The 20,781-nt window shown below is 72.0% G+C and carries 18 protein-coding genes, 1 pseudogene and 1 riboswitch; of the genes and pseudogenes, 6 read left to right on the top strand and 13 right to left on the bottom strand.

Features of this window, described 5'->3' with window-relative positions:
* Window positions 1–13: 13 nt before the first annotated feature.
* Window positions 14–964, bottom strand: a complete 951-nt coding sequence (locus tag ACGFYN_RS09970) for a hypothetical protein (protein ID WP_393865270.1) — start codon at window positions 962–964, stop codon at window positions 14–16.
* A 250-nt stretch (window positions 965–1,214) separates the two neighbouring features.
* Here ACGFYN_RS09970 and ACGFYN_RS09965 point away from each other — a divergent pair, with 250 nt between their 5' ends.
* Both ACGFYN_RS09965 and ACGFYN_RS09960 read left to right on the top strand, forming a co-directional pair.
* Window positions 1,215–1,835: a uridine kinase gene (locus tag ACGFYN_RS09965; RefSeq protein WP_393865335.1), complete on the top strand. Its 621-nt coding sequence runs from the start codon at window positions 1,215–1,217 to the stop codon at window positions 1,833–1,835.
* 428 nt (window positions 1,836–2,263) lie between these two features.
* Window positions 2,264–4,126 (top strand): AAA family ATPase, encoded by a 1,863-nt coding sequence (locus ACGFYN_RS09960; RefSeq protein WP_393865269.1) that lies wholly within the window; start codon window positions 2,264–2,266, stop codon window positions 4,124–4,126.
* A 45-nt stretch (window positions 4,127–4,171) separates the two neighbouring features.
* Here the strand turns inward: ACGFYN_RS09960 and ACGFYN_RS09955 are convergent, their stop codons facing one another.
* From ACGFYN_RS09955 to ACGFYN_RS09915, 9 genes are all read right to left on the bottom strand, one after another.
* Window positions 4,172–5,257, bottom strand: a complete 1,086-nt coding sequence (locus ACGFYN_RS09955; RefSeq protein WP_393865268.1) for a hemolysin family protein — start codon at window positions 5,255–5,257, stop codon at window positions 4,172–4,174.
* Window positions 5,254–6,579 carry a hemolysin family protein gene (locus ACGFYN_RS09950; RefSeq protein WP_393865267.1) on the bottom strand — a complete coding sequence of 442 codons (1,326 nt, stop codon included), beginning with the start codon at window positions 6,577–6,579 and terminating at the stop codon, window positions 5,254–5,256. The genes ACGFYN_RS09955 and ACGFYN_RS09950 overlap by 4 nt, the downstream gene beginning before the upstream one ends.
* 235 nt (window positions 6,580–6,814) lie before the next feature.
* Window positions 6,815–7,270, bottom strand: a complete 456-nt coding sequence (locus ACGFYN_RS09945; protein ID WP_393865266.1) for a PH domain-containing protein — start codon at window positions 7,268–7,270, stop codon at window positions 6,815–6,817.
* 13 nt (window positions 7,271–7,283) lie between these two features.
* A complete protein-coding gene (gene hisG, locus ACGFYN_RS09940) occupies window positions 7,284–8,138 on the bottom strand; it encodes an ATP phosphoribosyltransferase (RefSeq protein WP_393865265.1) in 855 nt (284 codons plus the stop codon).
* A gap of 49 nt (window positions 8,139–8,187) precedes the next feature.
* A complete protein-coding gene (locus tag ACGFYN_RS09935; protein WP_028423093.1) occupies window positions 8,188–8,460 on the bottom strand; it encodes a phosphoribosyl-ATP diphosphatase in 273 nt (90 codons plus the stop codon).
* Window positions 8,461–8,494: 34 nt separating this feature from the next.
* The gene (gene ribH, locus ACGFYN_RS09930) at window positions 8,495–8,980 is read right to left on the bottom strand and encodes a 6,7-dimethyl-8-ribityllumazine synthase (protein ID WP_393865264.1); all 486 of its coding nucleotides are present in this window, start codon (window positions 8,978–8,980) and stop codon (window positions 8,495–8,497) included.
* A 35-nt stretch (window positions 8,981–9,015) separates the two neighbouring features.
* On the bottom strand, window positions 9,016–10,305 hold the full coding sequence (locus tag ACGFYN_RS09925; RefSeq protein WP_393865263.1) for a bifunctional 3,4-dihydroxy-2-butanone-4-phosphate synthase/GTP cyclohydrolase II: 1,290 nt from the start codon (window positions 10,303–10,305) through the stop codon (window positions 9,016–9,018).
* Window positions 10,302–10,943 (bottom strand): nicotinamide riboside transporter PnuC, encoded by a 642-nt coding sequence (gene pnuC / locus ACGFYN_RS09920; RefSeq protein WP_393865262.1) that lies wholly within the window; start codon window positions 10,941–10,943, stop codon window positions 10,302–10,304. Before pnuC ends, ACGFYN_RS09925 begins: the two co-directional genes overlap by 4 nt.
* Window positions 10,940–11,545 carry a riboflavin synthase gene (locus ACGFYN_RS09915; RefSeq protein ID WP_393865261.1) on the bottom strand — a complete coding sequence of 202 codons (606 nt, stop codon included), beginning with the start codon at window positions 11,543–11,545 and terminating at the stop codon, window positions 10,940–10,942. Before ACGFYN_RS09915 ends, pnuC begins: the two co-directional genes overlap by 4 nt.
* A 144-nt stretch (window positions 11,546–11,689) precedes the next feature.
* Window positions 11,690–11,820: riboswitch (FMN riboswitch) on the bottom strand.
* A gap of 227 nt (window positions 11,821–12,047) precedes the next feature.
* Between ACGFYN_RS09915 and ACGFYN_RS09910 the strand changes: the two genes are divergently transcribed.
* Window positions 12,048–12,935 (top strand): RNA polymerase sigma-70 factor, encoded by an 888-nt coding sequence (locus ACGFYN_RS09910; RefSeq protein ID WP_393865260.1) that lies wholly within the window; start codon window positions 12,048–12,050, stop codon window positions 12,933–12,935.
* Window positions 12,936–13,048: 113 nt separating this feature from the next.
* Window positions 13,049–13,783, top strand: coding sequence for an SDR family oxidoreductase (locus ACGFYN_RS09905; protein WP_393865259.1), 735 nt, complete (start codon window positions 13,049–13,051; stop codon window positions 13,781–13,783).
* 121 nt (window positions 13,784–13,904) lie between these two features.
* Here ACGFYN_RS09905 and ACGFYN_RS09900 read toward each other — a convergent pair whose 3' ends face one another.
* A complete protein-coding gene (locus ACGFYN_RS09900) occupies window positions 13,905–15,179 on the bottom strand; it encodes an ROK family transcriptional regulator (RefSeq protein ID WP_393865258.1) in 1,275 nt (424 codons plus the stop codon).
* A 154-nt stretch (window positions 15,180–15,333) separates the two neighbouring features.
* Here ACGFYN_RS09900 and ACGFYN_RS09895 point away from each other — a divergent pair, with 154 nt between their 5' ends.
* The gene (locus ACGFYN_RS09895; RefSeq protein WP_393865257.1) at window positions 15,334–16,545 is read left to right on the top strand and encodes an MFS transporter; all 1,212 of its coding nucleotides are present in this window, start codon (window positions 15,334–15,336) and stop codon (window positions 16,543–16,545) included.
* Window positions 16,546–16,745: 200 nt separating this feature from the next.
* Here the strand turns inward: ACGFYN_RS09895 and ACGFYN_RS09890 are convergent, their stop codons facing one another.
* Window positions 16,746–18,005: an alginate lyase family protein gene (locus ACGFYN_RS09890; protein WP_393865256.1), complete on the bottom strand. Its 1,260-nt coding sequence runs from the start codon at window positions 18,003–18,005 to the stop codon at window positions 16,746–16,748.
* Window positions 18,006–18,142: 137 nt separating this feature from the next.
* Between ACGFYN_RS09890 and ACGFYN_RS09885 the strand changes: the two are divergent.
* Window positions 18,143–19,526, top strand: a pseudogene (locus ACGFYN_RS09885) (uracil-xanthine permease family protein).
* Here ACGFYN_RS09885 and ACGFYN_RS09880 read toward each other — a convergent pair.
* Window positions 19,505–20,617, bottom strand: coding sequence for a glycoside hydrolase family 6 protein (locus ACGFYN_RS09880; RefSeq protein ID WP_393865334.1), 1,113 nt, complete (start codon window positions 20,615–20,617; stop codon window positions 19,505–19,507). The pseudogene ACGFYN_RS09885 and the gene ACGFYN_RS09880 overlap by 22 nt on opposite strands.
* Window positions 20,618–20,781: the final 164 nt, after the last annotated feature.

The following is a 20,781-nucleotide window of genomic DNA, read 5'->3' as shown; positions in this document are numbered from 1 at the left end:
CCGGCCTTTCTCTCTATGGGGGGACGGGCAGGCCGCAGGCGCGGCGGGCTCGGGACAACTGCTCGGCCGGCTCGCCGAAGGCGGACCAGGGCATACGGGAGGCGTACGGCCCCGTCGCCGCGAAGACCGCGCGTGCCTCGAACTCGCACTTGCCCATGACCAGCGCGTGCGCGAGGTAGGCCAGGTCGAGCACCGGGGTGAAGCGGTAACCCGCGGCCGCGGGCAGCCAGTTCTGGTAGATCGCGAGGGCGGTGGAGCGCCACTGCGGCTGCTCCCAGATGCTGTCGGCGAGCAGCTGGGCCGGGTTGTAGCTCTCGACGAGGGCGACGAGCGGCAGCAGGCGCAGCGGGGAGTCGACGGGTGCGCGCTGGCCGAGGAAGGCGGCGACGTCCCAGGCGGCGTTCACCGAGCCGCCGTTGCGGCTGAAGAAGCAGGCCAGGAAGCGGTGGTGGGCCTCGCGGTGCCACGGGTCGAGGGACAGGATGTGTGCGAACAGCCGCCAGGGGCCGGGCGGCGCGGTGAGCAGACCCCGCGGGGCGGGGTCGTTCAGCCGGTGCAGCCGGGCCATGGCCAGCCGGGCCGTCCAGGGCGTGGGATCGCGCGGATTCGCCGCGGCCGCCCGGTCGCAGGCCGCGAGCGCGATCCGCTCCAGCGCCTCGGCGCGCTCGTCGTGCGTGTCGGCCGCGCGCACCGCCCGCAGCACCGCCACCCGCGCCCACAGCAGCGCGGACTCGGGGCTCGGCTCCTCGTCCAGCCAGCGCTCGGTGAGGTCGGAGTCGGCAGCCTCCGAGGCGAGCACCAGGGAGCGGTGGGCCCGCAGCCCCGCGTCCCCGCGCGTTTCGGCGAGGGCTTCGTGGGCACTTCGGTAGCGGCCTGCCCGTACGTCGACGCATACGTTCGCGAGCAGGCGGTCGTCCGCCGCCGGATGCCACACATACTGCCCCTCGAATAACCCGGCGGCCATCTGCTCCTGTCTCCCCGTACGACGCCTCGCAGTTGTGCACCTGTACCTTACTCAGCGGCGAGCGCAACCGGAACGCGCTTTTCGACATGGCGTGCCGGGGTTATGGGACCGGAATACGACTGGTTGACGGCCAGCCAACAACTAGTTCAATGCCGCACCATTTCGGCCCGCCCATTCGCCCCGATTTCACCCACCACTAGAATGTTCCCGCCAAATATGCCCCAGCCCTCCGCCACCTGAGGAACCGACCATTCACGAGCTCGCCACCCGGCTCCGCCGCCTCCCGCCGTCCTGCGGCCCGGTCCGCCTGATCGGCGTCGACGGGCACGCCGGCTCCGGAAAGTCCACGTTCGCCGGGGAGTTGGCCCAGGCACTGGACGGGGCGCCCGTGCTGCGCCTCGACGACATCGCCAGCCATGACGAGCTGTTCGAGTGGACCGGTCGGCTGCTGGCCCAGGTGATCGAACCGCTCGGCCGCGGCGAGAGCGCCCACTACGCCCCCTACGACTGGCGCGCCCGCCGCTTCGGAACGCCCCGCGCCCTGCCGGCCGCACCGGTGGTCCTGATCGAGGGGGTCGGCGCCGGCCGCCGCGCACTGCGCCCGCATCTCGCGGCACTGCTGTGGATGGAGTTGCCGCACGAGGAGTCCTGGAGGCGGGGACGGCAGCGGGACGGGGAGGAACAGCGGGAGTTCTGGGCCGGGTGGGTCGGAGCGGAACGACGACACTTCGCCGAAGACCCCTCACGGCCGTTCGCGGACCTCCTGGTGCGACAGTTGGAGAAGGGGTACGAGGTGTTCCCGGGGCCCGGGAAGTCCCTTGGACCGGACCAGTCGCTCACGCACGGTGACGGGCCATCGGCAGTGTGCTGAACTTGTGAAGACCCTCCCCGGGGAAGTTTCCGGAGTGCCCCAACTCCGCTTGACCCGGGGGCCGTACAGGTCTTACGTTCTCAATGTGTGGCCCTCCGAGGCCACCCGCAGACGCGAAGCCCCCGGTTGTTCCCCCGTGATCGGGGGCTTCGTTCTGCCCTCACCCCACTTTTCCGGACGCTCCGAGGCGCGATTCGCTCACCCTCGCTCACCGTCCGAAGTGCGCCCCATCTGCTCCCACCTCGTCAAACGGCCCGTGCCACACCCTTCGGCGGGCGACACCGGCGCAGGTACGATGCCCTCGGTGCGACCTGACGGACGGCTGCCCGCACCGCAACTCCGGTCCGCGGCACGGCGGTTCGATCTAGGCGGCCGGCAACGGACGGTCCGGCGGTCAACCGACGGGGGCACGGTTTGTGGGGGACGTGATGGACTTCGGCACGCAGGGCCCCGAGGCCCCGGCCGACCTCGCCTGGCTGCGGGGTGTGGACGCCTACACGATGGGCGCCTATCCGCAGGCGGAGGAGGAGTTCCGGGCCGCGGTCCGGATGGATCCGGGCATGGCCGACGGCTGGCTGGGACTGCACGCGCTGCGGGTGGACACGACGACCGCGTTGTTACGGATGTTCCGGCACCGGGACCGCTTCGGGGAGCAGCGTGCCCGGCACCGCCGCTCCCTCAACTCCTGGTACTGGCTGGGCTGGTGGGTGCAGCCCGTGCTGGAGAGCCCGCGCGATCTGCTGCTCGCGCACGCCTCCCACTGGCTGGACGGCCGCCATGTCCCGGAGCTGGACCGGGCGCTGGCCGGCCTGCCGCCCGTCGACACCGACCCGCAGGTCCGCTTTCTGCACGCCTGCCGCGCCTATCTCGTCAAGGACTGGGACCAGCTCGTCCGGCACACCGACCCGCTGCTCGAGGACCCGCTGCTCGGCATCGAGGCAGGCCTGTTCGGAGGCATGGCGCGGGTGCGCCTGGAGATGTACGGACAGGCCGAACCCCTCCTCGCCGCCGCCCTGATGCGCTGCCGCAGCGAACAGCCGCAGCGCAAGGAGCTGCGCTACTGGCTGGCGCGGGCGCACGAGGGCACGGGCCGCTCGGCCGCCGCACTCCCCCTGTACCGGGCCGTGCACCGCGTCGACCCCGCTTTCATGGACACCTCGGCCCGGCTCGCGGCGATCGCCGAGGGCGACGGCTACGACGAGGCCACCGACCTCGCGGCGATCACCCTGTCCGGCGGTCAGGACGCCCTGGAGGGCCCCGACACCCTGGACCCGCTCTTCGGCACCGACGGCCGGGACCTCAGGCTGCCCGACGCCGACCTGCCGCCGGTCGGCCCGCTCCCGTCGGCGATCGACCCGTCGGTACGCCAGAAGACCGGCCCGTCCGGGTCTCCGCTGCCCGCGGGCCCCACCGACTCGCTGCTGCTGGAGGAGGCGCTCGCCGAGCTGGAGGGCATGGTGGGCCTGGAGCCGGTCAAGCGCCAGGTCAAGGCGCTGTCGGCGCAGTTGAACATGGCGCGGCTGCGCGCCCGCCAGGGCCTGCCGGTCCAGCCGCCGAAGCGGCACTTCGTCTTCTCCGGACCCTCCGGCACGGGCAAGACCACCGTGGCCCGCATCCTCGGCCGCGTCTTCTACGCCCTCGGTCTGCTGGGCGGCGACCATCTGGTCGAGGCCCAACGGGCCGATCTGGTGGGCGAGTACCTGGGCCAGACGGCCGTGAAGGCCAACGAGCTGATCGACTCCGCGATCGGCGGCGTGCTCTTCGTCGACGAGGCCTACTCGCTCTCCAACTCCGGCTACGGCAAGGGCGATGCGTACGGCGACGAGGCGCTCCAGGTGCTCCTGAAGCGGGCCGAGGACAACCGCGACCACCTGGTGGTCATCCTGGCCGGCTACCCGGAGGGCATGGACCGCCTCCTGGCCGCCAACCCGGGACTGTCCTCCCGCTTCACCAGCCGCGTCGACTTCCCGTCCTACCGCCCGCTCGAACTCACCTCGATCGGCGAGGTGCTGGCCGCGGAGAACGGCGACGTGTGGGACGAAGAGGCCCTCGACGAGCTGCGCTCGATCGCCGGGCACGTGGTGGACCAGGGATGGATCGACGAGCTCGGCAACGGCCGGTTTCTGCGAACGCTGTACGAGAAGAGCTGCGCCTACCGCGACCTGCGGCTGTCGACGTATCCCGGCGCGCTGTCCCGCGACGACCTGTCGACCTTGCGGCTGCCGGACCTGATGCAGGCGTACGGAGAGGTGCTGTCGGGCCGGGGGCCGCAGGACCCGTCACCCATGTGACGGACCCGCGGCCCCCGGCCCCGGTGTTCTTCCCGGCCCCCGCCGTCAGCCGGTCAGCGCGCTCTCCGGATCGTCGCTGGAGCGCGGCTCGGTCACCTTCACCGGCGGCACGTCGCGGTGCGCCGGGTCGGTGACCTCGCCGACCAGGAGCTCCAGGACGTCCTCCAGGGCGACCAGGCCCAGCACCCGGCCGGACGCGTCGGCCACCTGGGCCAGATGCGTGGCGGCCCGGCGCATGACCGTCAGGGCGTCGTCCAGCGGGAGTTCGGAGCGGAGGGTCGTCATGGGACGCCACAGCTGCTGCGGCACCGCCCGCTCGGAGTCCTCCAGGTCCAGTACGTCCTTCACGTGCAGGTAGCCCATGAAGGCGCCGTTCTCCGCGGCTATCGGGAAGCGGGAGTAGCCGGTGCGCGCGGTGAGCTCGACGATCCGGCCCGGCGTGACCGAGGGCGGGACCGTCACCAGGGACTCCTGCTTGAGGAGCACGTCCGTCACCGGGCGGGAGCCCAGCTCCAGCGCGTCCTCGAGGCGTTCCTGCTCCTCGGGGTCGAGCAGGCCCGCCTGGCCGGAGTCCTCCACCAGGCGGTTGAGCTGCTCGCTGGTGAAGACGGCCTCGATCTCGTCCTTCGGCTCGACCCGGAACAGCCGCAGGATCCCCTTCGCGCAGGCGCCGAGGAAGACGGTGATCGGCCTGCACAGACGGGCGAAGGCGACCAGGCCGGGGCTGAGCCACAGCGCGGCCTTCTCCGGGGCCGCCATCGCCAGGTTCTTCGGGACCATCTCGCCGATGACGAGGTGGAAGAAGACCACTGCGGCGAGCGCGATGACGTAGCCCAGCGGGTGGATCACCCCGTCCGGGAGGTGGATCCACTCGAAGACCGGCTCCAGCAGGTGCGCGACGGTCGGTTCGGCGACCGCGCCGAGGGTCAGCGAGCAGACGGTGATGCCGAACTGGGCCGCGGCCATCATCTGCGGCAGCCGCTCCAGGCCGTAGAGCACCTGGCGGGCCCGGGCCGTGCCGAGCGGTTCGATCTGGCTGCGGCGCACGGACACGAGCGCGAACTCGGCGCCGACGAAGAAGCCGTTGGCGAGCACGAGCAGCCCGGCGAACAGGAGTTGGAGCACGCTCATCGTGCCACCTCCACGACCGGGCCGGTCCTGACCAGCCGGACCCGCTCGGCGCGGTAGTGCCCCACGCGGCGCACGGTCATCCGCCAGCCCGGCAGCTCGGCCTTGTCGCCGACCGCCGGAATCCGCCCCAGCCGGTCGGCGACCAGACCGGCGACGGTCTCGTACGGCCCCTCGGGCACGTCGAGGCCTATGCGCTGGAGGATGTCGACGCGGCAGCTGCCGTCGGCGTCCCAGGCGGGCCTGCCCTCCTCCGGCGGGGCGGCGGCGAGCTCGGGCACGTCCTGCCCGTCGTGCTCGTCGCGGACCTCGCCGACGATCTCCTCGACGATGTCCTCCAGCGTCACGACCCCCGCCGTGCCGCCGTACTCGTCGACGACGACCGCGATGGGCTGCTCGCTGCGCAGCTGGGCCAGCAGCGGCTGGACCGGCAGCGTCTCGGGCACCAGCAGGGCCGGACGGGCGATACGGCCGACGGGCGTGCGCAGCCGGTCGTGTGCCGGGACGGCCAGGGCGTCCTTGAGGTGGACCATGCCCACCACCTCGTCGATGCGCTCCCGGTAGACCGGGAAGCGGGACAGGCCGGTGGCCCGGGTGAGGTTGACCACGTCCTCGGCGGTCGCCGACGACTGAAGGGCGCTGACCTTCACCCGCGGCGTCATCACGTGCTGCGCGGTCAGCTCGGCGAGCGACAGCGTCCGGACGAAGAGGTCGGCCGTGTCCTGCTCCAGGGCGCCGGCCTGCGCGGAGTGCCGGGCCAGCGAGACGAGCTCGCCGGGTGTGCGGGCGGAGGCCAGCTCCGCGGTGGGCTCGACGCCCAGGGCGCGCACCAGCCGGTTGGCGACCGTGTTCAGCGCGGCGATGACCGGGCGGAACAGGCGGGCGAAGACGTACTGCGGGCCGGCGACGAAACGTGCGACCTGCATCGGCCGGGACACCGCCCAGTTCTTGGGCACGAGTTCGCCGATCACCATCTGCACGGCGGAGGCCAGCAGCATGCCGACGATCACCGCGACACCGGGGACGGCTCGCTCGGGGATGCCGACCGCGCTGAACGGGCCGTGCAGCAGCCGCGCCAGGGCCGGTTCGGCGAGCATGCCGACGACCAGGGAGGTGATGGTGATGCCGAGCTGGGTGCCGGAGAGCTGGAAGGACAGCTCCCTGAGCGACTCGGCGACCCGGTGGGCCCGCTTGTCACCCTCGGCGGCGGCCTTCTCGGCGTCCGTCGCCTCGACCGTGACCAGGCCGAACTCCGCGGCCACGAAGAAGCCGTTGGCGAGGATCAGCAGGAATGCCGCTGCAAGCAGCAGCAGGGAGGTGGTCATGATGCCGCCGCCTCGTTACCTCGTGAGGGGGCGGCGCAGGTACTGCAGGACGATCCGTCCATCGCTGGAGGGAGTCACTCCTCGGGTAGCAGGGGACCGCTGAGGGCCGGTGGAGACCGGCCGGAATCATCAGCGGCGGGGGCGCAACGACAACGCCTCCGACAACAGATTAATCAAGACAGGGGGCAGTGCGTCAGGGTGGACTTCCCCGAGTCGGCCCGGAAGCCGCTCCGAGTCAGCCCTGACGCTGCTCGGGATCACGGATGGACCGGGCCTCGGCGAGCGCGCGCAGCGTGCGTGCGTCGGCGATGGCGCGCTCCTTGGCGATGCCCGGCTGGATCCCGAGCGCCGGCAGGCTGGTGCCGTCGCTGAGGTTGAGGAACACCCAGGGATCGCCGGGACGCAGGTTCACCTGCACGATCTCGGCCCACTCCAGGTGCCGCCGGCCGGCGATGTTGACCACGGTGACGCCGGACTCGTCGGCGACGACCTTCACCCGGGCCAGCATCGCGAGTACGCCGAACAGGAGCGCGCCCGTGACGACGAAGCTCATACGCTCGCCGGGGCCGAGCTGTTCCAGCATCAGCGCCACCACCGTGATGACGACGAAGATCGCGGCACCGGAGGTGAGCAGGACGACGCGGGTGCGGCCCGGCCGGAACGTGACAGGGAGAGCGGGCAGGTCGGACATCTCTCTGCGCCCCTCAGAGACGGCAGGCGTGGATGGCCGTGGTCAGGATGGCCCGGGCACCGATCGCGTACAGGTCGTCCATGATGCTCTGGGCCTCCCGGGTGGGGACCATGGCGCGGACGGCGACCCAGCCCTCGTTGTGCAGCGGGGAGATGGTCGGCGACTCCAGACCCGGGGTCAGGGCCACGGCCTTCTCCAGCTGCTCGACGCGGCAGTCGTAGTCCATCATCACGTACGTCCGGGCCACCAGGACACCCTGGAGCCGGCGCAGGAACTGCTGGACCTTCGGCTCGGCCTCCTCGGCGCCGGCGCCGGTGCGGCGGACGACGACGGCCTCGGACTTCATGATCGGCTCGCCGAAGACCTCCAGGCCCGCGTTGCGCAGCGAGGTGCCGGTCTCGACGACGTCGGCGATGACCTCGGCGACACCGAGCTCGATCGCCGTCTCCACCGCGCCGTCGAGGTGGACGACGGAGGCGTCGACGCCGTGCTCGGCGAGGTGGCCCTCGACGATGCCCTCGTAGGAGGTGGCGACGGTGCGGCCCTTGAGGTCCTCCAGGCCGTTCGCCGTGCCCGGCTTGGCCGCGAAGCGGAAGGTCGAGCGGGCGAAGCCGAGCGGCAGGATCTCCTCGGCGTCGGCGCCGGAGTCGATCAGCAGGTCGCGGCCGGTGATGCCGATGTCGAGCTTGCCGGAGGAGACGTAGATCGCGATGTCCCGGGGGCGGAGGTAGAAGAACTCGACCTCGTTCGTCGGGTCGACGATCCGCAGCTCCTTGGACTCCCGGCGCTGCCGGTAGCCGGCCTCATGCAGCATCTCCGCCGCAGGGCCTGACAGGGAACCCTTGTTGGGGACGGCGATGCGCAGCATGAGGTCGGCTTCCTTCGCGTGATGGGGTGGGTGTCTGAAGCGGGGCGGCTTACAGGTGGGCGTACACGTCGTCCAGGGAGATTCCCCGGGCGACCATCATCACCTGGACGTGGTACAGCAGCTGCGAGATCTCCTCGGCAGCCGCCTCCTTGCCCTCGTACTCGGCGGCCATCCAGACCTCGGCGGCCTCTTCGACGACCTTCTTGCCGATGGCGTGGACGCCCTTGCCGACCAGTTCCGCGGTGCGGGAGGAGGCGGGGTCGCCGTGCGCGGCCTTGTGCTGGAGCTCGGTGAAGAGCTCCTCGAACGTCTTCTTGGACATGATGACGCTCAGCCTATGCCACGCGGGCTCTGCGTCAGTGCCACGGTTCAGATACTGAGCGGAGGGTGGCCGCGGTCGCCACCGCCGCGGTCACCGCCTCGTGCCCCTTGTCCTCGTTGGAGCCCGCCAGACCGGCGCGGTCCAGGGCCTGTTCCTCGGTGTCGCAGGTGAGCAGGCCGAAGCCGACGGGGACGCCGGTGTCGACGGAGACCTGGGTCAGGCCCTGGGTCACGCCCTGGCACACGAACTCGAAGTGGGGGGTGCCGCCGCGGATGACGACACCCAGGGCGACGATCGCGTCGTAGCCGCGGCCCGCGAGGGCCTTGGCGACCACCGGGAGCTCCCAGCTGCCGGGGACCCGCAGCAGGGTCGGCTCGTCGATCCCCAGGTCGTGCAGGGCGCGCAGGGCGCCGTCCACCAGGCCGTCCATCACCTTTTCGTGCCACTGCGCCGCGATGACGGCGACCCGCAGGTCCCCGACGTTCCGTACCGACAGCTCCGGTGCGCCCTTGCCGCTCACGTTCCCGTGTCTCCTCTGTGCCTTCTCAGGGTCTCTTACTGGTTGCCGCAGGTGGACACGGGAGCCGTGTCCAGCCAGGGCAGGTCGTGCCCCATCCGGTCCCGCTTGGTGCGCAGGTAGCGGAGGTTGTGCTCGCCCGCCTGTACGGGCATCGGCTCCCGGCCGACGACCTTGAGCCCGTGCGCGACGAGCGCGTCGGTCTTGTCGGGGTTGTTGGTCATCAGCCGGACGCTGTGCACGCCGAGGTCGTCCAGGATCTGGGCGCCCGCGCCGTAGTCCCGGGCGTCGGCGGGCAGGCCGAGTTCGAGGTTGGCGTCGAGGGTGTCGCGGCCGCGCTCCTGGAGCTCGTACGCCCGCAGCTTGGAGAGCAGGCCGATGCCGCGCCCCTCGTGCCCGCGCAGATAGACCACCACTCCCCTGCCCTCGGCCTGGATGGCCTCCAGGGAGGCCTCCAGCTGGGGGCCGCAGTCGCAGCGCAGGGAGGCGAAGATGTCGCCGGTCAGGCACTCGGAGTGGACGCGGACCAGGACGTCCTCGCCGTCGCCGATCTCGCCGTGGACGAGCGCGACGTGCTCCACGCCGTCGACGGTGGAGCGGTAGCCGTAGGCCGTGAACTCGCCGTGCCTGGTGGGCAGTTGGGTCTCGGCCTCGCGGCGGACGGTGGGCTCGGCGGTACGGCGGTAGGCGATCAGGTCCTCGATGGAGATGATCGTCAGGCCGTGCTTGCGGGCGAACGGGATCAGCTCGGGCAGACGCAGCATGCGGCCGTCCTCGCCGGCGATCTCGACGATGGCGCCCGCCGGGCGGAGCCCCGCGAGCCGGGCGAGGTCCACGGCGGCCTCGGTGTGGCCGTCGCGGGTCAGGACGCCGCCGGCCCGGGCGCGCAGCGGGAAGATGTGGCCCGGACGCACGAAGTCGGACGGTTCGGCGCCGCCGCTGGCCAGCAGCTGGAGCGTGGTGGCGCGGTCGGCGGCCGAGATGCCGGTGGTGACGCCGTGCGCACCGGAGGCGTCGACGGAGACCGTGAACGCGGTCTTCATCGACTCGGTGTTGTCCTCGACCATCTGCGGCAGTGCGAGCCGGTCCAGCTCCTCGCCCTCCATGGGGGCGCAGATCAGGCCGCGGCACTCGCTCATCATGAAGGCGACGATCTCGGGGGTGACCTTCTCGGCGGCGACGACGAGGTCGCCCTCGTTCTCGCGGTCCTCGTCGTCGACCACCACGATGGGGCGGCCCGCCGCGATGTCGGCGATGGCCTGCTCGATGGGGTCGAGGGACCAGTCCTCGATGCCGTCGGTGCTGTACAGAACGGGTGCCGAGGTCATGCCGGCGCTCCTTCCAGGACGGGCTGCGGCGCCCTGCGGGAGCGCAGCCACCAGTCGCGCATGCCCCACAGGACGAGTGCGCCGTAGATGACGTAGACGAAGCCGGAGAAGGCGTAGCCGTTGGCGAAGTTGAGGGGGACGCCGACGACGTCCACCAGGAGCCAGGCGATCCAGAACTCGACCATGCCGCGCGCCTGCGCGTACATGGCGACGACGGTGCCGACGAAGATGTAGGCGTCGGGCCAGGGGTCCCAGGACAGGGACGGGTAGGCCTTGAAGAGCAGGGCGACCACGACCGTGCCCGCCGCCGCGGCGGCGACCATCGCGCCGCGCTCGCGCCAGGTGGCGAACCGCGGGGTGATGTGGCCGTCCTCCGCCTGACCCTTGCTGCGGTTCCACTGCCACCAGCCGTACAGGGCGACGACCATGACGACGGTCTGCTTGCCCGCGCTGCCGGCGAGGTGGCCGTAGAAGGCGACGAAGAGGACCAGGCCGGAGAGGAACTGCACCGGCCAGGTCAGCAGGGAGCGGCGCCAGCCGAGGGCGAGGGTGACCAGGCCCAGGACGTTGCCGATCATGTCCGACCAGATGATGCGCTGGCCGAGGAGGGTGAACGCCTCGGAGTTCAGCCAGTTCACCGGGCCGCCCCCTGACCGCTTCCGAGCAGGCGCTCGACGTACTTGGCGACGACGTCGACCTCGAGGTTGACCGGGTCGCCGGGCTGCTTGTGGCCGAGCGTCGTCAGGCCGAGGGTGGTCGGGATGAGGCTGACCGTGAAGTAGTCGGGGCCCGCGTCGACCACGGTGAGGCTGATGCCGTCGACCGTGATCGAGCCCTTCTCGACGACATAGCGGGTCAGGTCCGCCGGGAGGGAGACCTTCACGATCTCCCAGTGCTCGGAGGGCTTGCGCTCCACGATCTGGCCCGTGCCGTCGACATGGCCCTGGACGATGTGGCCGCCGAGACGGGCGCCCACGGCCATGGGGCGTTCGAGGTTGACGCGGGAGCCGACGGCGAGTGCGCCGAGGCTGGAGCGGTCGAGGGTCTCCGCCATGACGTCGGCGGTGAATTCGTCGCCCTCGTGGTCGACGACGGTGAGACAGACCCCGTTCACGGCGATGGAGTCGCCGTGCTTCGCGCCGTCGGTGACGACGGGACCACGCAGCCGGAAGCGGGAGGCGTCGCCGAGATTCTCGACCGCCGTGATCTCGCCCAGCTCTTCGACGATTCCGGTGAACACTTCCCGGGTCCTCCCTGTTCGGGCACGGACTCCGGGGCCTGTCGATGACGACAGAATGAACGAGCGAGGACACCGGGGGCGACGCCGGACGCGCTCGTCCCGTAGGACGAAGCCGATACGGCGGCGCGCACGAATGCCCGCCCGCCGCGCACTGCCTCCCATCCGGACTTTAACCGTCGGTCCAGGAATTTCACCTGGTCAACCGGCCGCTGGAAGCGGCCGGGTCGCGGACTGTAACCGCCGGTTCGGACTTTCACCGACCCCGGAGTGCGCTGCTTCTGGTACAGAGCCAGTGTGCCACGCCTGATCGAGGTCCATACGGGCGACCGGTGTGCGTTGGCTCACAGGACGTGACGGTGGACTTCTCAACTGGCCTGATCTGCTGGACCCTTTGGTCTAGTCCTTTTGGCTCCACGATCCGGTCCGGCGGTGGTGACGACGGCCCTTGCCCACCGCCGGGCCTTCAACTCCCGGGCCGGGCCGCTCTGGCAGGGTGGTGCTCATGAGCAGCGCGATCGCCGACGAGTTCGAGACACACCGCCCCCGGCTGTTCGGCCTCGCCTACCGCATGCTCGGCTCGGCCGACGAGGCGGAGGACACGGTCCAGGACGCGTATCTGCGCTTCAGCGGGACCGATCGCGCGGGCATCGAGCATCCGGCGGCCTGGCTCGCCAAGGTCGTCACCAACCTCTGCCTCAACCGGCTGACCTCGGCGCGGGCCCGGCGCGAGAGCTACGTGGGAGTCTGGCTGCCGGAGCCGGTGGTCACCTCGGACGGCACGCTCGGCCCCCTGGAGTCGGCCGAGCAGCGCGAGGCGGTGTCGCTCGCGATGCTGGTCCTGCTGGAGCGGCTCTCGCCGACCGAGCGGGCGGTGTACGTGCTGCGCGAGGCCTTCGGGTACGGGCACCGCGAGATCGCCGACGCACTCGACCTGACCGAGGCCAACTCCCGCCAGCTGTACCGGCGGGCGGTGCGGCGGGTGAGCGAGGAGCGGCCCCGTTTCGAGCCGGTGCCCGAGCAGCAGGAGGAGCTCGTCACCTCGTTCATCACGGCGGCCCGCGACGGCGATCTGGCCGGTCTGGAGAAGCTGCTGACGGCGGACGTGACGTTCTCGAGCGACGGCGGCGGCAAGGTCCGGGCGGCCCTGCGCGCGGTCGAGGGACCCGACAAGGTGGCGCGGCTCGTGGCGGGTGTCGTCGAGCGGTTCACGGCGGGGCTCGCCTTCACGAGGCCCGAGGTCAACGGCGCGCAGGGGCTGGCGATCTGGGACGGCGACGCACTGTTCGGCATGATCGCGTTCGAGGTGCGGGACGGTCTGATCTCCCACGTCCGTGCCGTGATGAACCCTGACAAGCTGGACTTCGCACAGCGTCAGCTCACGCAGCCGTAGACATCGTCCGCGCCCGCGTGCCGCTATCTGTCACATCGCGGACCCGCTGTCCGGTCTGAGCTGTCGAAGGGCGTTCCATCCGGGAGCACCCGGCGTCGAAGGAGCTGAACGGCATGACCACGATCCTGGTGACCGGTGGCACCGGAACCCTCGGCCGGCTCGTCACCGAGCGGTTGCGTGCGGACGGTCACGAGGTCAGGGTGCTCAGCCGCCACACGCAGCCGTACGCCGTCGATCTGCGCCGGGGCGGTTCCGGTCTGGACGCGGCACTCGCGGGCGCCGGCACGGTCGTGCACTGCGCGACCACGCAGACCGGCGGGGACGAGAAGGCCGCCCGGAACCTGATCGAGGCGGCGCGGCGGGCCGGCGTGGAGCACCTGGTCCACATCTCGATCGTCGGCGTCGACCGGGTGCCGTTCCCGTACTACCGGACCAAGCTCGCGGTCGAGAGGATGATCGAGGAGTCGGGGCTCGGCTGGACGGTGCTGCGCGCGACCCAGTTCCACGACCTGCCGGTGATGATCTTCCGGGCGCTGGCCAAGCTGCCGGTCCTGCTGCTGCCCGCCGGGGTGCGGGACCAGCCCGTCGAGGTGGCCGAAGTGGCCGAGCGGCTGGCCGAGTTGGCGGCAATGGCGCCGGCCGGGCGGGTCGAGGACATGGGCGGGCCCGAGATCCGCACCTTCGAGTCGCTGGCCCGCGCCTGGCTGAAGGCGACCGGGCGCCGCAGGCCGGTGGTCGGCGTGCCGCTGTGGGGCAAGGCGTACCGGGCGTTCCGCGACGGCGGTCATCTGGCGCCGGAACAGGCCACGGGGAAAGGCACGTTCGAGGAGTACCTGAAGCGGGCCTGAGCCTTCTGAAGGAGCACGGGGAACGCGAACTGAACGTGGAACGCGGGGAGTTCGAGGATTCGGGGAGTTCGAGTCGTCGGGGAGCTCAGGGAGTTCGGACAGCAGAACCCCGGGCCGGGGCCTACCGCTCCGGAGGCGCGAACAGCTCCTCCTGGGCGCGGTCCCGTGCGGTGAGCAGCGCCCCGCGCAGGACGGCGCCGCCGCCGAGGGTGCTCGGCCGGACCTCGGTGCCGAGCGGGGTCATCCGGCGCACGCGCTCCGCCACCCGCCGGGCGAGTTCCTCGCCGCCGGCCTGCCCGACCTCGCCCCCGAGCACGACGCATCCGGGGTCGAGGATCGCCACGACGGAGGCGACCCCCACGGCGAGCCGGTCGGCGAGGGCGTCGAGGAAGCGCCCTGGGTCCGCGACCCGAGCCGTATCCGTATCCGTGGCCGTGGCCGTGGCTGTATCCGTGGCCGTGGCCGTCCGTGCCGCCCCGCGCACCACTCCGGCGGCGGCCGGCTGCTCGGCCGCGTCCGCGATCGCCAGCCCGTGCTCCGCCGCCAGTTCCACGATCGCGGCCGACCCGGCCAGCGAGTGGAAGCCGCCGTCGCAGTCGGTCGCCGACGGCAGTCCGGCCGTGCCCGGCACCGGCAGGAACCCGATCTCGCCCGTACCGCCGGAGGCCCCGCGGCGCAGGGCGCCGTCCAGCACCACCGCGGCGCCCGTGCCGTGGCTCAGCCACAGCAGGACGAACGTGTCGCGGTCGCGGGCCGCGCCGTCACGCTGTTCGGCCAGGGCCGCGAGGTTGGCCTCGTTGCCGACGCTGACGCGGGCCTCGGGGAACCGGTCCTGGAGGGCGGCGACCAGGCGCCGGTGCCATTCGGGCAGGCCCGAGGAGTCGCGCAGTTCGCCGGTGGCCGGGTCGATCAGGCCGGGGGCGCCGATGCCGACGGTGTGCAGACGTCCCCACGCGCGCGTCCCCTTGCCCTGGGGCGCCCCCGCCACTCCGGCCTCCTTCGCCGTCCGCTCGACGAGCGCGACCGCCTGCTCCACCACGGGTCCCGTCCCCGTCTCGCCGACGATCGGCACGGACGCCTCGGCGAGCATCCGGCCCACCAGGTCGGTCACGACCACCGAGACGCCGTCGGTGCGGACGTCCAGCGCGGCCAGGTGCGCGCGGTCGGCCACGATCCCGTAGAGCCTGGCGTTCGGGCCGCGCCGCTGCTCCCCCGCCTCCCCGACGACGGTGATCAGCCCGGACGCGGTGAGGCGGTCCACGAGGTCGGCGACGGTCGGCCGGGACAGTCCGGTCAGCTGCTTCAACTGCCCCGCCGTGAGCGGGCCCTCCTCCTGGAGCAGACGCAGGGCGAGCCGGTCGTTGATGGCCCGGGCGGTGCTCGGAGAGGCAGGCATGCCGGGATCCTTCCAGATCGGCGGGACCGCACCGCACGCCGTCCGGCCGCCGCACGGCCAATGAAAGCCCTATCTATCAGGCAGGGTTCCTGATAGTTTACCGGGCGCAGGTGGGGAATCTGGGGAACTCGGCAGGACCGGGAGGGGCCGGAGAATGAGTGACGTGGTCTACGACCTGCGCGAGGTCAGGCGGGCCCGGTACGCCGTGGCCGCCGTGTTCGCCGTGCACGGAGCCGTCACGGGCTCGTTCGCGACCCGTGTGCCGTGGGTCCAGGACCACGCCTCCCTCAGTGCGGGCCGGCTCGGCTTCGCCCTCGCCTTCACGGCGTTCGGCGCCTCCTGCTCCATGCCGCTGGCCGGCCGGATCAGTCACCGCTTCGGCAGCCGTACGGCGCTGCGGGGACTGATCGCGCTCTGGACGCTGTCCCTGATCCTGCCGTCCCTCGCGCCGAATCTGCCCACCCTGTGTCTGTCGATGTTCGTGTACGGCGCGAGCGCGGGCATGGCAGACGTCGCCATGAACGCCCTCGGGGTCGAGGTCGAGCGGATGCTCGGCAAGTCGATCATGTCCGGTCTGCACGGCATGTGGAGCGCGGGCGCCCTGGTCGGGTCGGCGGCCGGCACGCTCGCCGCGCACCTCGGCGCGGACGCGCGCCTGCACTTCGCGCTGGCCGCGGTGACGCTGACGCTGCTGGGTGTCCTGGCCTGTCGCTGGGTGCTCGACCTGCAGCCCGCCGAGGACGAGGAGCCGCCGCCGCGGTTCGCGCTGCCGCCCAGGTCCGCGCTGCTGATCGGCGCCGTCGGCTTCTGCGCCGTGTTCGCGGAGGGGGCGAGCCTGGACTGGTCCGCGGTCTATCTGCGCGACCGGCTGGAGACCTCGGCGGGGCTCGCCGCCGCGTGCACCACCGGGTTCATGCTCACCATGGCGGTGGCCCGGCTGGTGGGCGACGCGGTGGTCAACCGCTTCGGCGCGGTCCGCACCGTCCGGGCGGGCGGCGCCCTCGCCGTCGCCGGCGGACTGCTGATCGTCGTCGCCGGTCATCCGGCGGTGGCGATGGGCGGGTTCGCGCTGATGGGCCTCGGCATCGCCGTCGTCGTACCGCTCTGCTTCGCGGCGGCCGGGCACAGCGGCCCGAACCCGAGCCAGGCCATCGCGGGCGTCGCGACCATCACCTACACCTCGGGCCTGATCGCGCCGAGCCTGATCGGCGGGGTGGCCCAGGCCACCAGCCTGACGGTGTCGTTCGTCCTGGTGACGGTCCTGGCCTGCGGCCTCGCTGCCTTCGCGGGCGTCCTCCGATCGGGCGACCGCCACCGCACACAGATCGGCCGCCCGAAGACAGCGGTTGCCGACCCACGCCCCTGAGGCGACCGCACGAACACGCGCGGAGGGTGCCGCCCAGCACCCAGGACGGTTTTCGACCCCTGGCCATGAGGCGGCCGCATAGGCGCTCGCGGGAGGGGCTCCCGGGAGGGGCTCCCGGGCATCGGGGGCGGAGCGGTGGGGGCACTCCGGCCGCCGTGGGTGCCCGGGAGCCCCGGTCGGGAGGGGGCCTGCCGGGCCGCTCAGCCCGCTATCGAGTCCAGTTGCTCTGCCGCCGGGCGCAGCGCCCAGAGGTCGCCGCCGGGTGGCGCCTCCAGCTTCGGGACGGCCTGGCGCGCCGCCTTGTCGCCCGCGTCCGCCGCCGCGTGCACGACGTCGCTCGCCGCGAAGCGGTGGAACTCCAGCTCCGGGTACGCCCACGGGCCGGCGCCGGTCGCCGCGGGCAGCAGGAAGTCCACGGCGTTGAACAGGCCCTGTCCGTCCGGCCCTTGGTAACCCCACAGGTCGACGCCGACGTGCCGGCCGATGGCCGCGAGCCGTGTGTACGCCACCAGGTCGAAGGTGGAGTAGTGCCAGCTCCGCGTCCGAGCGAGCTCCTGCGGCTGGCTGCCGTCGCCCGCGATCTGCGGGTCGATCCGCTTGGCGCGCGCGTCCAGCACGGTCCGCCGGGCCAGCGCCCGGTCACCGGTCGCGTAGGCGAGGGCGGCGAGCTGCATGTCGTAGAAGGTGCCGTGGTTGTTGGCGGCGGCCCCCTCCTGCTTGCCGAAGTCGCTGTTCTTCAGCCAGTTCAGGAAGTCGGTGTTCCACCGCGTCATGCCGCCGCGGTCGGCCTTCGTCCAGCCGGGGGCGCCGCTGTCGAGAACGGCGAGCGCGTCGACGACGCTCGTGTACGACTGCGAGAAGTCGATGATGCCGATGGCCCGGCCGTCGTACTTGCAGGGGATGAACTGCGCGTGGTTGAGGTTCGGGTTCATCCGGGTCGCCGGGTCGAGGAACCAGGTGCGCAGGACCTGCCCCGCCTTCTCGGCGTACTGCCGCTTGCCCGTGTAGTACCAGGCCAGTGACAGGTCGTAGGAGGAGTCGAAGACCTTCTCGACGTCCTGGCGGTCGGTGCCTGAGTCGACCTCGGGATTGCGTTGTCCATCTCGCTGAACGTAGGGGCAGCCCCAGGGGTTGTCGGCCGTCGGGGCCGTGGTGGGCCACCAGTAGGGGGCCTGGCTCAGATAGTCGTGGACGTCGCCGCCGGGTGCCGGCTTCGGCTTGTCGACGACCGTCCAAGGGCCCTGGTCGAGCCAGGCGTCCGCGCGGGCCGTCAAGTTGCGGACGGCGCGGCGCAGTTGTGGATCACCACGGTCCAGGCGGAGCTTGGTCTGCTGGAGCCGGGCGCCGTCCAGGACGGCGGTGTCGGGCGCCCTCGGCGCCGCGTGCGCGGAGGGGACGAGCCCGGCTCCGAGCGTCAGTACCGCGGCCAGCAGGACGGCGGCACGGGATCTTCCACTCATCTGGCACTCCGATCAGCCACTCAGTCGATCAGATACATGAACACTGTTCACGAGGAGAACCGTGTGAGCGTAGGACGTCCTGGTACCCGTGACAATGGTCCGGACAGGCTTCACGTACAGAGAAAGCGAACCTCACCATGGACCTCGGCGTGCGCTGGAAGCTGCACGGAGGTGACGGGCGGACGCCCGCGCCCGGCGCGGTGGTACGGCCCGACGAACGCCTCACCTGGCCCCGCACGGTCGGCCTGGGCGCCCAGCACGTGGTGGCGATGTTCGGCGCGTCCTTCGTGGCTCCGGTGCTCATGGGCCTCGACCCGAACCTGGCCATCATGATGTCCGGCGTCGCGACCATGATCTTCCTGCTGGCGACCCGCGGCCGGGTGCCCAGTTATCTGGGCTGCTCAACTGTCGTTCGTGGGCGTGGCCGCCGTGATCCGCGCCCAGGGCGGCACGAGCGCCACGGTGACCGGCGCGGTCCTCGTCGTCGGTGTCGCGCTGTTCCTGGTGGGGCTCGCGGTCCAGCGCTTCGGCGCGCGGATCATCCACGCGGCGATGCCGCCGATCGTCACCGGCGCCGTCGTCATGCTGATCGGCTTCAACCTCGCGCCCGTCACGGCGTCCACCTACTGGCCGCAGGACCAGTGGACCGCCCTGCTGGTCATGCTGTTCACCGGCCTGGCCATCGTCTGCCTGCGCGGTTTCTGGTCCCGGATCGCGATCTTCCTCGGCCTGGTCTTCGGCTATGTCATCTCCTGGGGCTTCGACCGGATCTTCGGCAGGATCCACTCGGTGGACGCGAGCGGCAAGCTCACCGACCACTGGCGGCTCGACCTCTCCGCGGTCGGCCAGGCCGACTGGATCGGCCTGCCGTCCTTCCACGGGCCGTCGTTCCAGTGGTCGGCGATCCTGGTCGCGCTGCCCGTGGTCATCGCCCTGGTCGCGGAGAACGCCGGACACGTCAAGGCGGTCGGCGAGATGACCGGCGACCCGCTGGACGACAGGCTCGGCACCGCGATCGCCGCCGACGGCCTCGGCTCCGTCCTGTCCACCGCGCTCGGCGGCCCGCCCAACACCACGTACTCCGAGAACATCGGCGTCATGGCCGCGACCCGCGTCTACTCCACCGCCGCCTACTGGGCCGCCGCCGGCTTCGCCCTCCTCTTCGGCCTCTGCCCGAAGTTCGGCGCGATCGTGGCCGCGATCCCGGGCGGCGTCCTCGGCGGCATCACCGTCATCCTGTACGGCATGATCGGCCTGCTGGGCGCGCAGATCTGGACCAACTCCCGGGTGGACCTGCGCAATCCGCTGAACCGGGTGCCGGCCGCGGCGGGCATCATCATCGCCGTCGGCAACGTCACCATGAAGTTCACCGACAACTTCTCGCTCAGCGGCATCGCGCTCGGCACGATCGTCGTCATCACCGGCTATCACGCGCTGCGCACGTTCGCCCCGCCCCACCTCAAGGGGCAGGGCCCACTGCTGGACGAGGGCACGTCCTCCTACGACGACGCCAAGTCGTAGGCGTACGACGGGCTGAAGGTGCCCGGCGAGCCCTTGCACCCGTCGGACTCCCCGGGCGGTTTCACCCACAGGTAGCCGTCGATCCGCCACTCGCCGGTGCTCAGCGTCGGCGCCCGGCCGATCCTGCGCCCGGCGGGGTCGCACCACGCACCGTCGGCCGGGGCGCCGTTGCCGTTGCGGCTGGTGTCGACGACCGCGCCCAGGCTCGCGGGGCCGCCGAGGTCGGCCAGCACCCGGCGGTCGTAGGCGATCTCGTCCGAAGTGGCGTTGAAATTGGAGACGTTGCTGAAGACGCCGTCGGAGGAGGCGGCCGAGGCGGCGCCCGCCTGCCTGAGCAGGGACGCCTGCTGAGCCGCCGGGTTCCAGTCGGAGTGGCCCGCGTCGTAGTAGACGCGGGCCTTCGGGTCGGCGGCCTTCAGCACGCGGCCCGCGCGGGCCAACGAGGCGAAACGCTCGGCCCGTTCAGTCCCCGACAGGCAGTCGGACTGCGCGATCGCGTCGGGTTCGAGTATGACCACGACCTCGCCGGAGCCGAGGCCCGTCGCGAACCTGTCGATCCAGGCGTCGTAGGCCGCGAGGTCGGGCGCCCCACCCTCGGAGGCGCCCCCGCAGTCGCGGCCGGGTATCGCGTACGCCACCACGACCGGCACCCGGCCCTGCCCCGCGGCGCCCGAGGTGACGGCGCGGACGCGGGCGGCGATGGTCGACGGCGTGAAGTCGGCGAACCACACGGCGGCCGGCCGGTCGGCGATCCGGGACGCGATGACCGGCGTGCGCGGATCGCCCGGGTGGGCACGGACCCAGTCAAGCACCTGGGAGTCGGGGTGGCTGTACAAACGGGTGGCGGCCGGGGCGCTCCGCCGCTTCTTCCCGGTCCTGGTCGCCGAAGGAGTGGGGCTCGGCATGCGCTTCGGGACGGCCGTGGGCGACGTCTTCGCCACCGACGGGGACGGCGCCACCGGAAGCTGGTCCAGGTGGGGCGAGCGGGTCACCCCGGGCTTCGCCTCGTCGCCGCTGCGGCCGTCGTCGAGCGCGCTCAGCACGCCGGTCACGGTGCCGGCGGCGACGACCACCGCGGCCGCCACGACCATGGCGCCGCGCCGGGCGGCGCGTCTGCGTTCGGCCCTGTGTGCGGCCCGCCGCCGGGCGCGTAGGCCTGCCACCGCGCTGCTCCCCTCCCCCGGCGGGTGCGTTCCCCCGATCCGGGGAAGCGCCGGGCCCGCCTGCACTCCGGTCAGCCTAGGACTGGGACCCT

The organism is Streptomyces sp. NPDC048419 (assembly GCF_043200415.1).
Lineage (GTDB): Bacteria > Actinomycetota > Actinomycetes > Streptomycetales > Streptomycetaceae > Streptomyces.
The sequence above is the reverse complement of the archived record's forward strand: the minus strand, read 5'-3'. Positions and strand labels throughout refer to the sequence as shown.

Bases quoted from the DNA above. Each gene is read 5' to 3' on its own strand.
- ACGFYN_RS09970 (WP_393865270.1), bottom strand. From the start codon at position 964: ATGGCCGCCGGGTTATTCGAGGGGCAGTATGTGTGGCATCCGGCGGCG.
- ACGFYN_RS09960 (WP_393865269.1), top strand. From the start codon at position 2,264: ATGGACTTCGGCACGCAGGGCCCCGAGGCCCCGGCCGACCTCGCCTGG.
- ACGFYN_RS09955 (WP_393865268.1), bottom strand. From the start codon at position 5,257: ATGAGCGTGCTCCAACTCCTGTTCGCCGGGCTGCTCGTGCTCGCCAAC.
- ACGFYN_RS09950 (WP_393865267.1), bottom strand. From the start codon at position 6,579: ATGACCACCTCCCTGCTGCTGCTTGCAGCGGCATTCCTGCTGATCCTC.
- ACGFYN_RS09945 (WP_393865266.1), bottom strand. From the start codon at position 7,270: ATGTCCGACCTGCCCGCTCTCCCTGTCACGTTCCGGCCGGGCCGCACC.
- hisG (WP_393865265.1), bottom strand. From the start codon at position 8,138: ATGCTGCGCATCGCCGTCCCCAACAAGGGTTCCCTGTCAGGCCCTGCG.
- ACGFYN_RS09935 (WP_028423093.1), bottom strand. From the start codon at position 8,460: ATGTCCAAGAAGACGTTCGAGGAGCTCTTCACCGAGCTCCAGCACAAG.
- ACGFYN_RS09925 (WP_393865263.1), bottom strand. From the start codon at position 10,305: ATGACCTCGGCACCCGTTCTGTACAGCACCGACGGCATCGAGGACTGG.
- ACGFYN_RS09910 (WP_393865260.1), top strand. From the start codon at position 12,048: ATGAGCAGCGCGATCGCCGACGAGTTCGAGACACACCGCCCCCGGCTG.
- ACGFYN_RS09905 (WP_393865259.1), top strand. From the start codon at position 13,049: ATGACCACGATCCTGGTGACCGGTGGCACCGGAACCCTCGGCCGGCTC.
- ACGFYN_RS09900 (WP_393865258.1), bottom strand. From the start codon at position 15,179: ATGCCTGCCTCTCCGAGCACCGCCCGGGCCATCAACGACCGGCTCGCC.
- ACGFYN_RS09895 (WP_393865257.1), top strand. From the start codon at position 15,334: ATGAGTGACGTGGTCTACGACCTGCGCGAGGTCAGGCGGGCCCGGTAC.
- ACGFYN_RS09890 (WP_393865256.1), bottom strand. From the start codon at position 18,005: ATGAGTGGAAGATCCCGTGCCGCCGTCCTGCTGGCCGCGGTACTGACG.
- ACGFYN_RS09880 (WP_393865334.1), bottom strand. From the start codon at position 20,617: ATGGTCGTGGCGGCCGCGGTGGTCGTCGCCGCCGGCACCGTGACCGGC.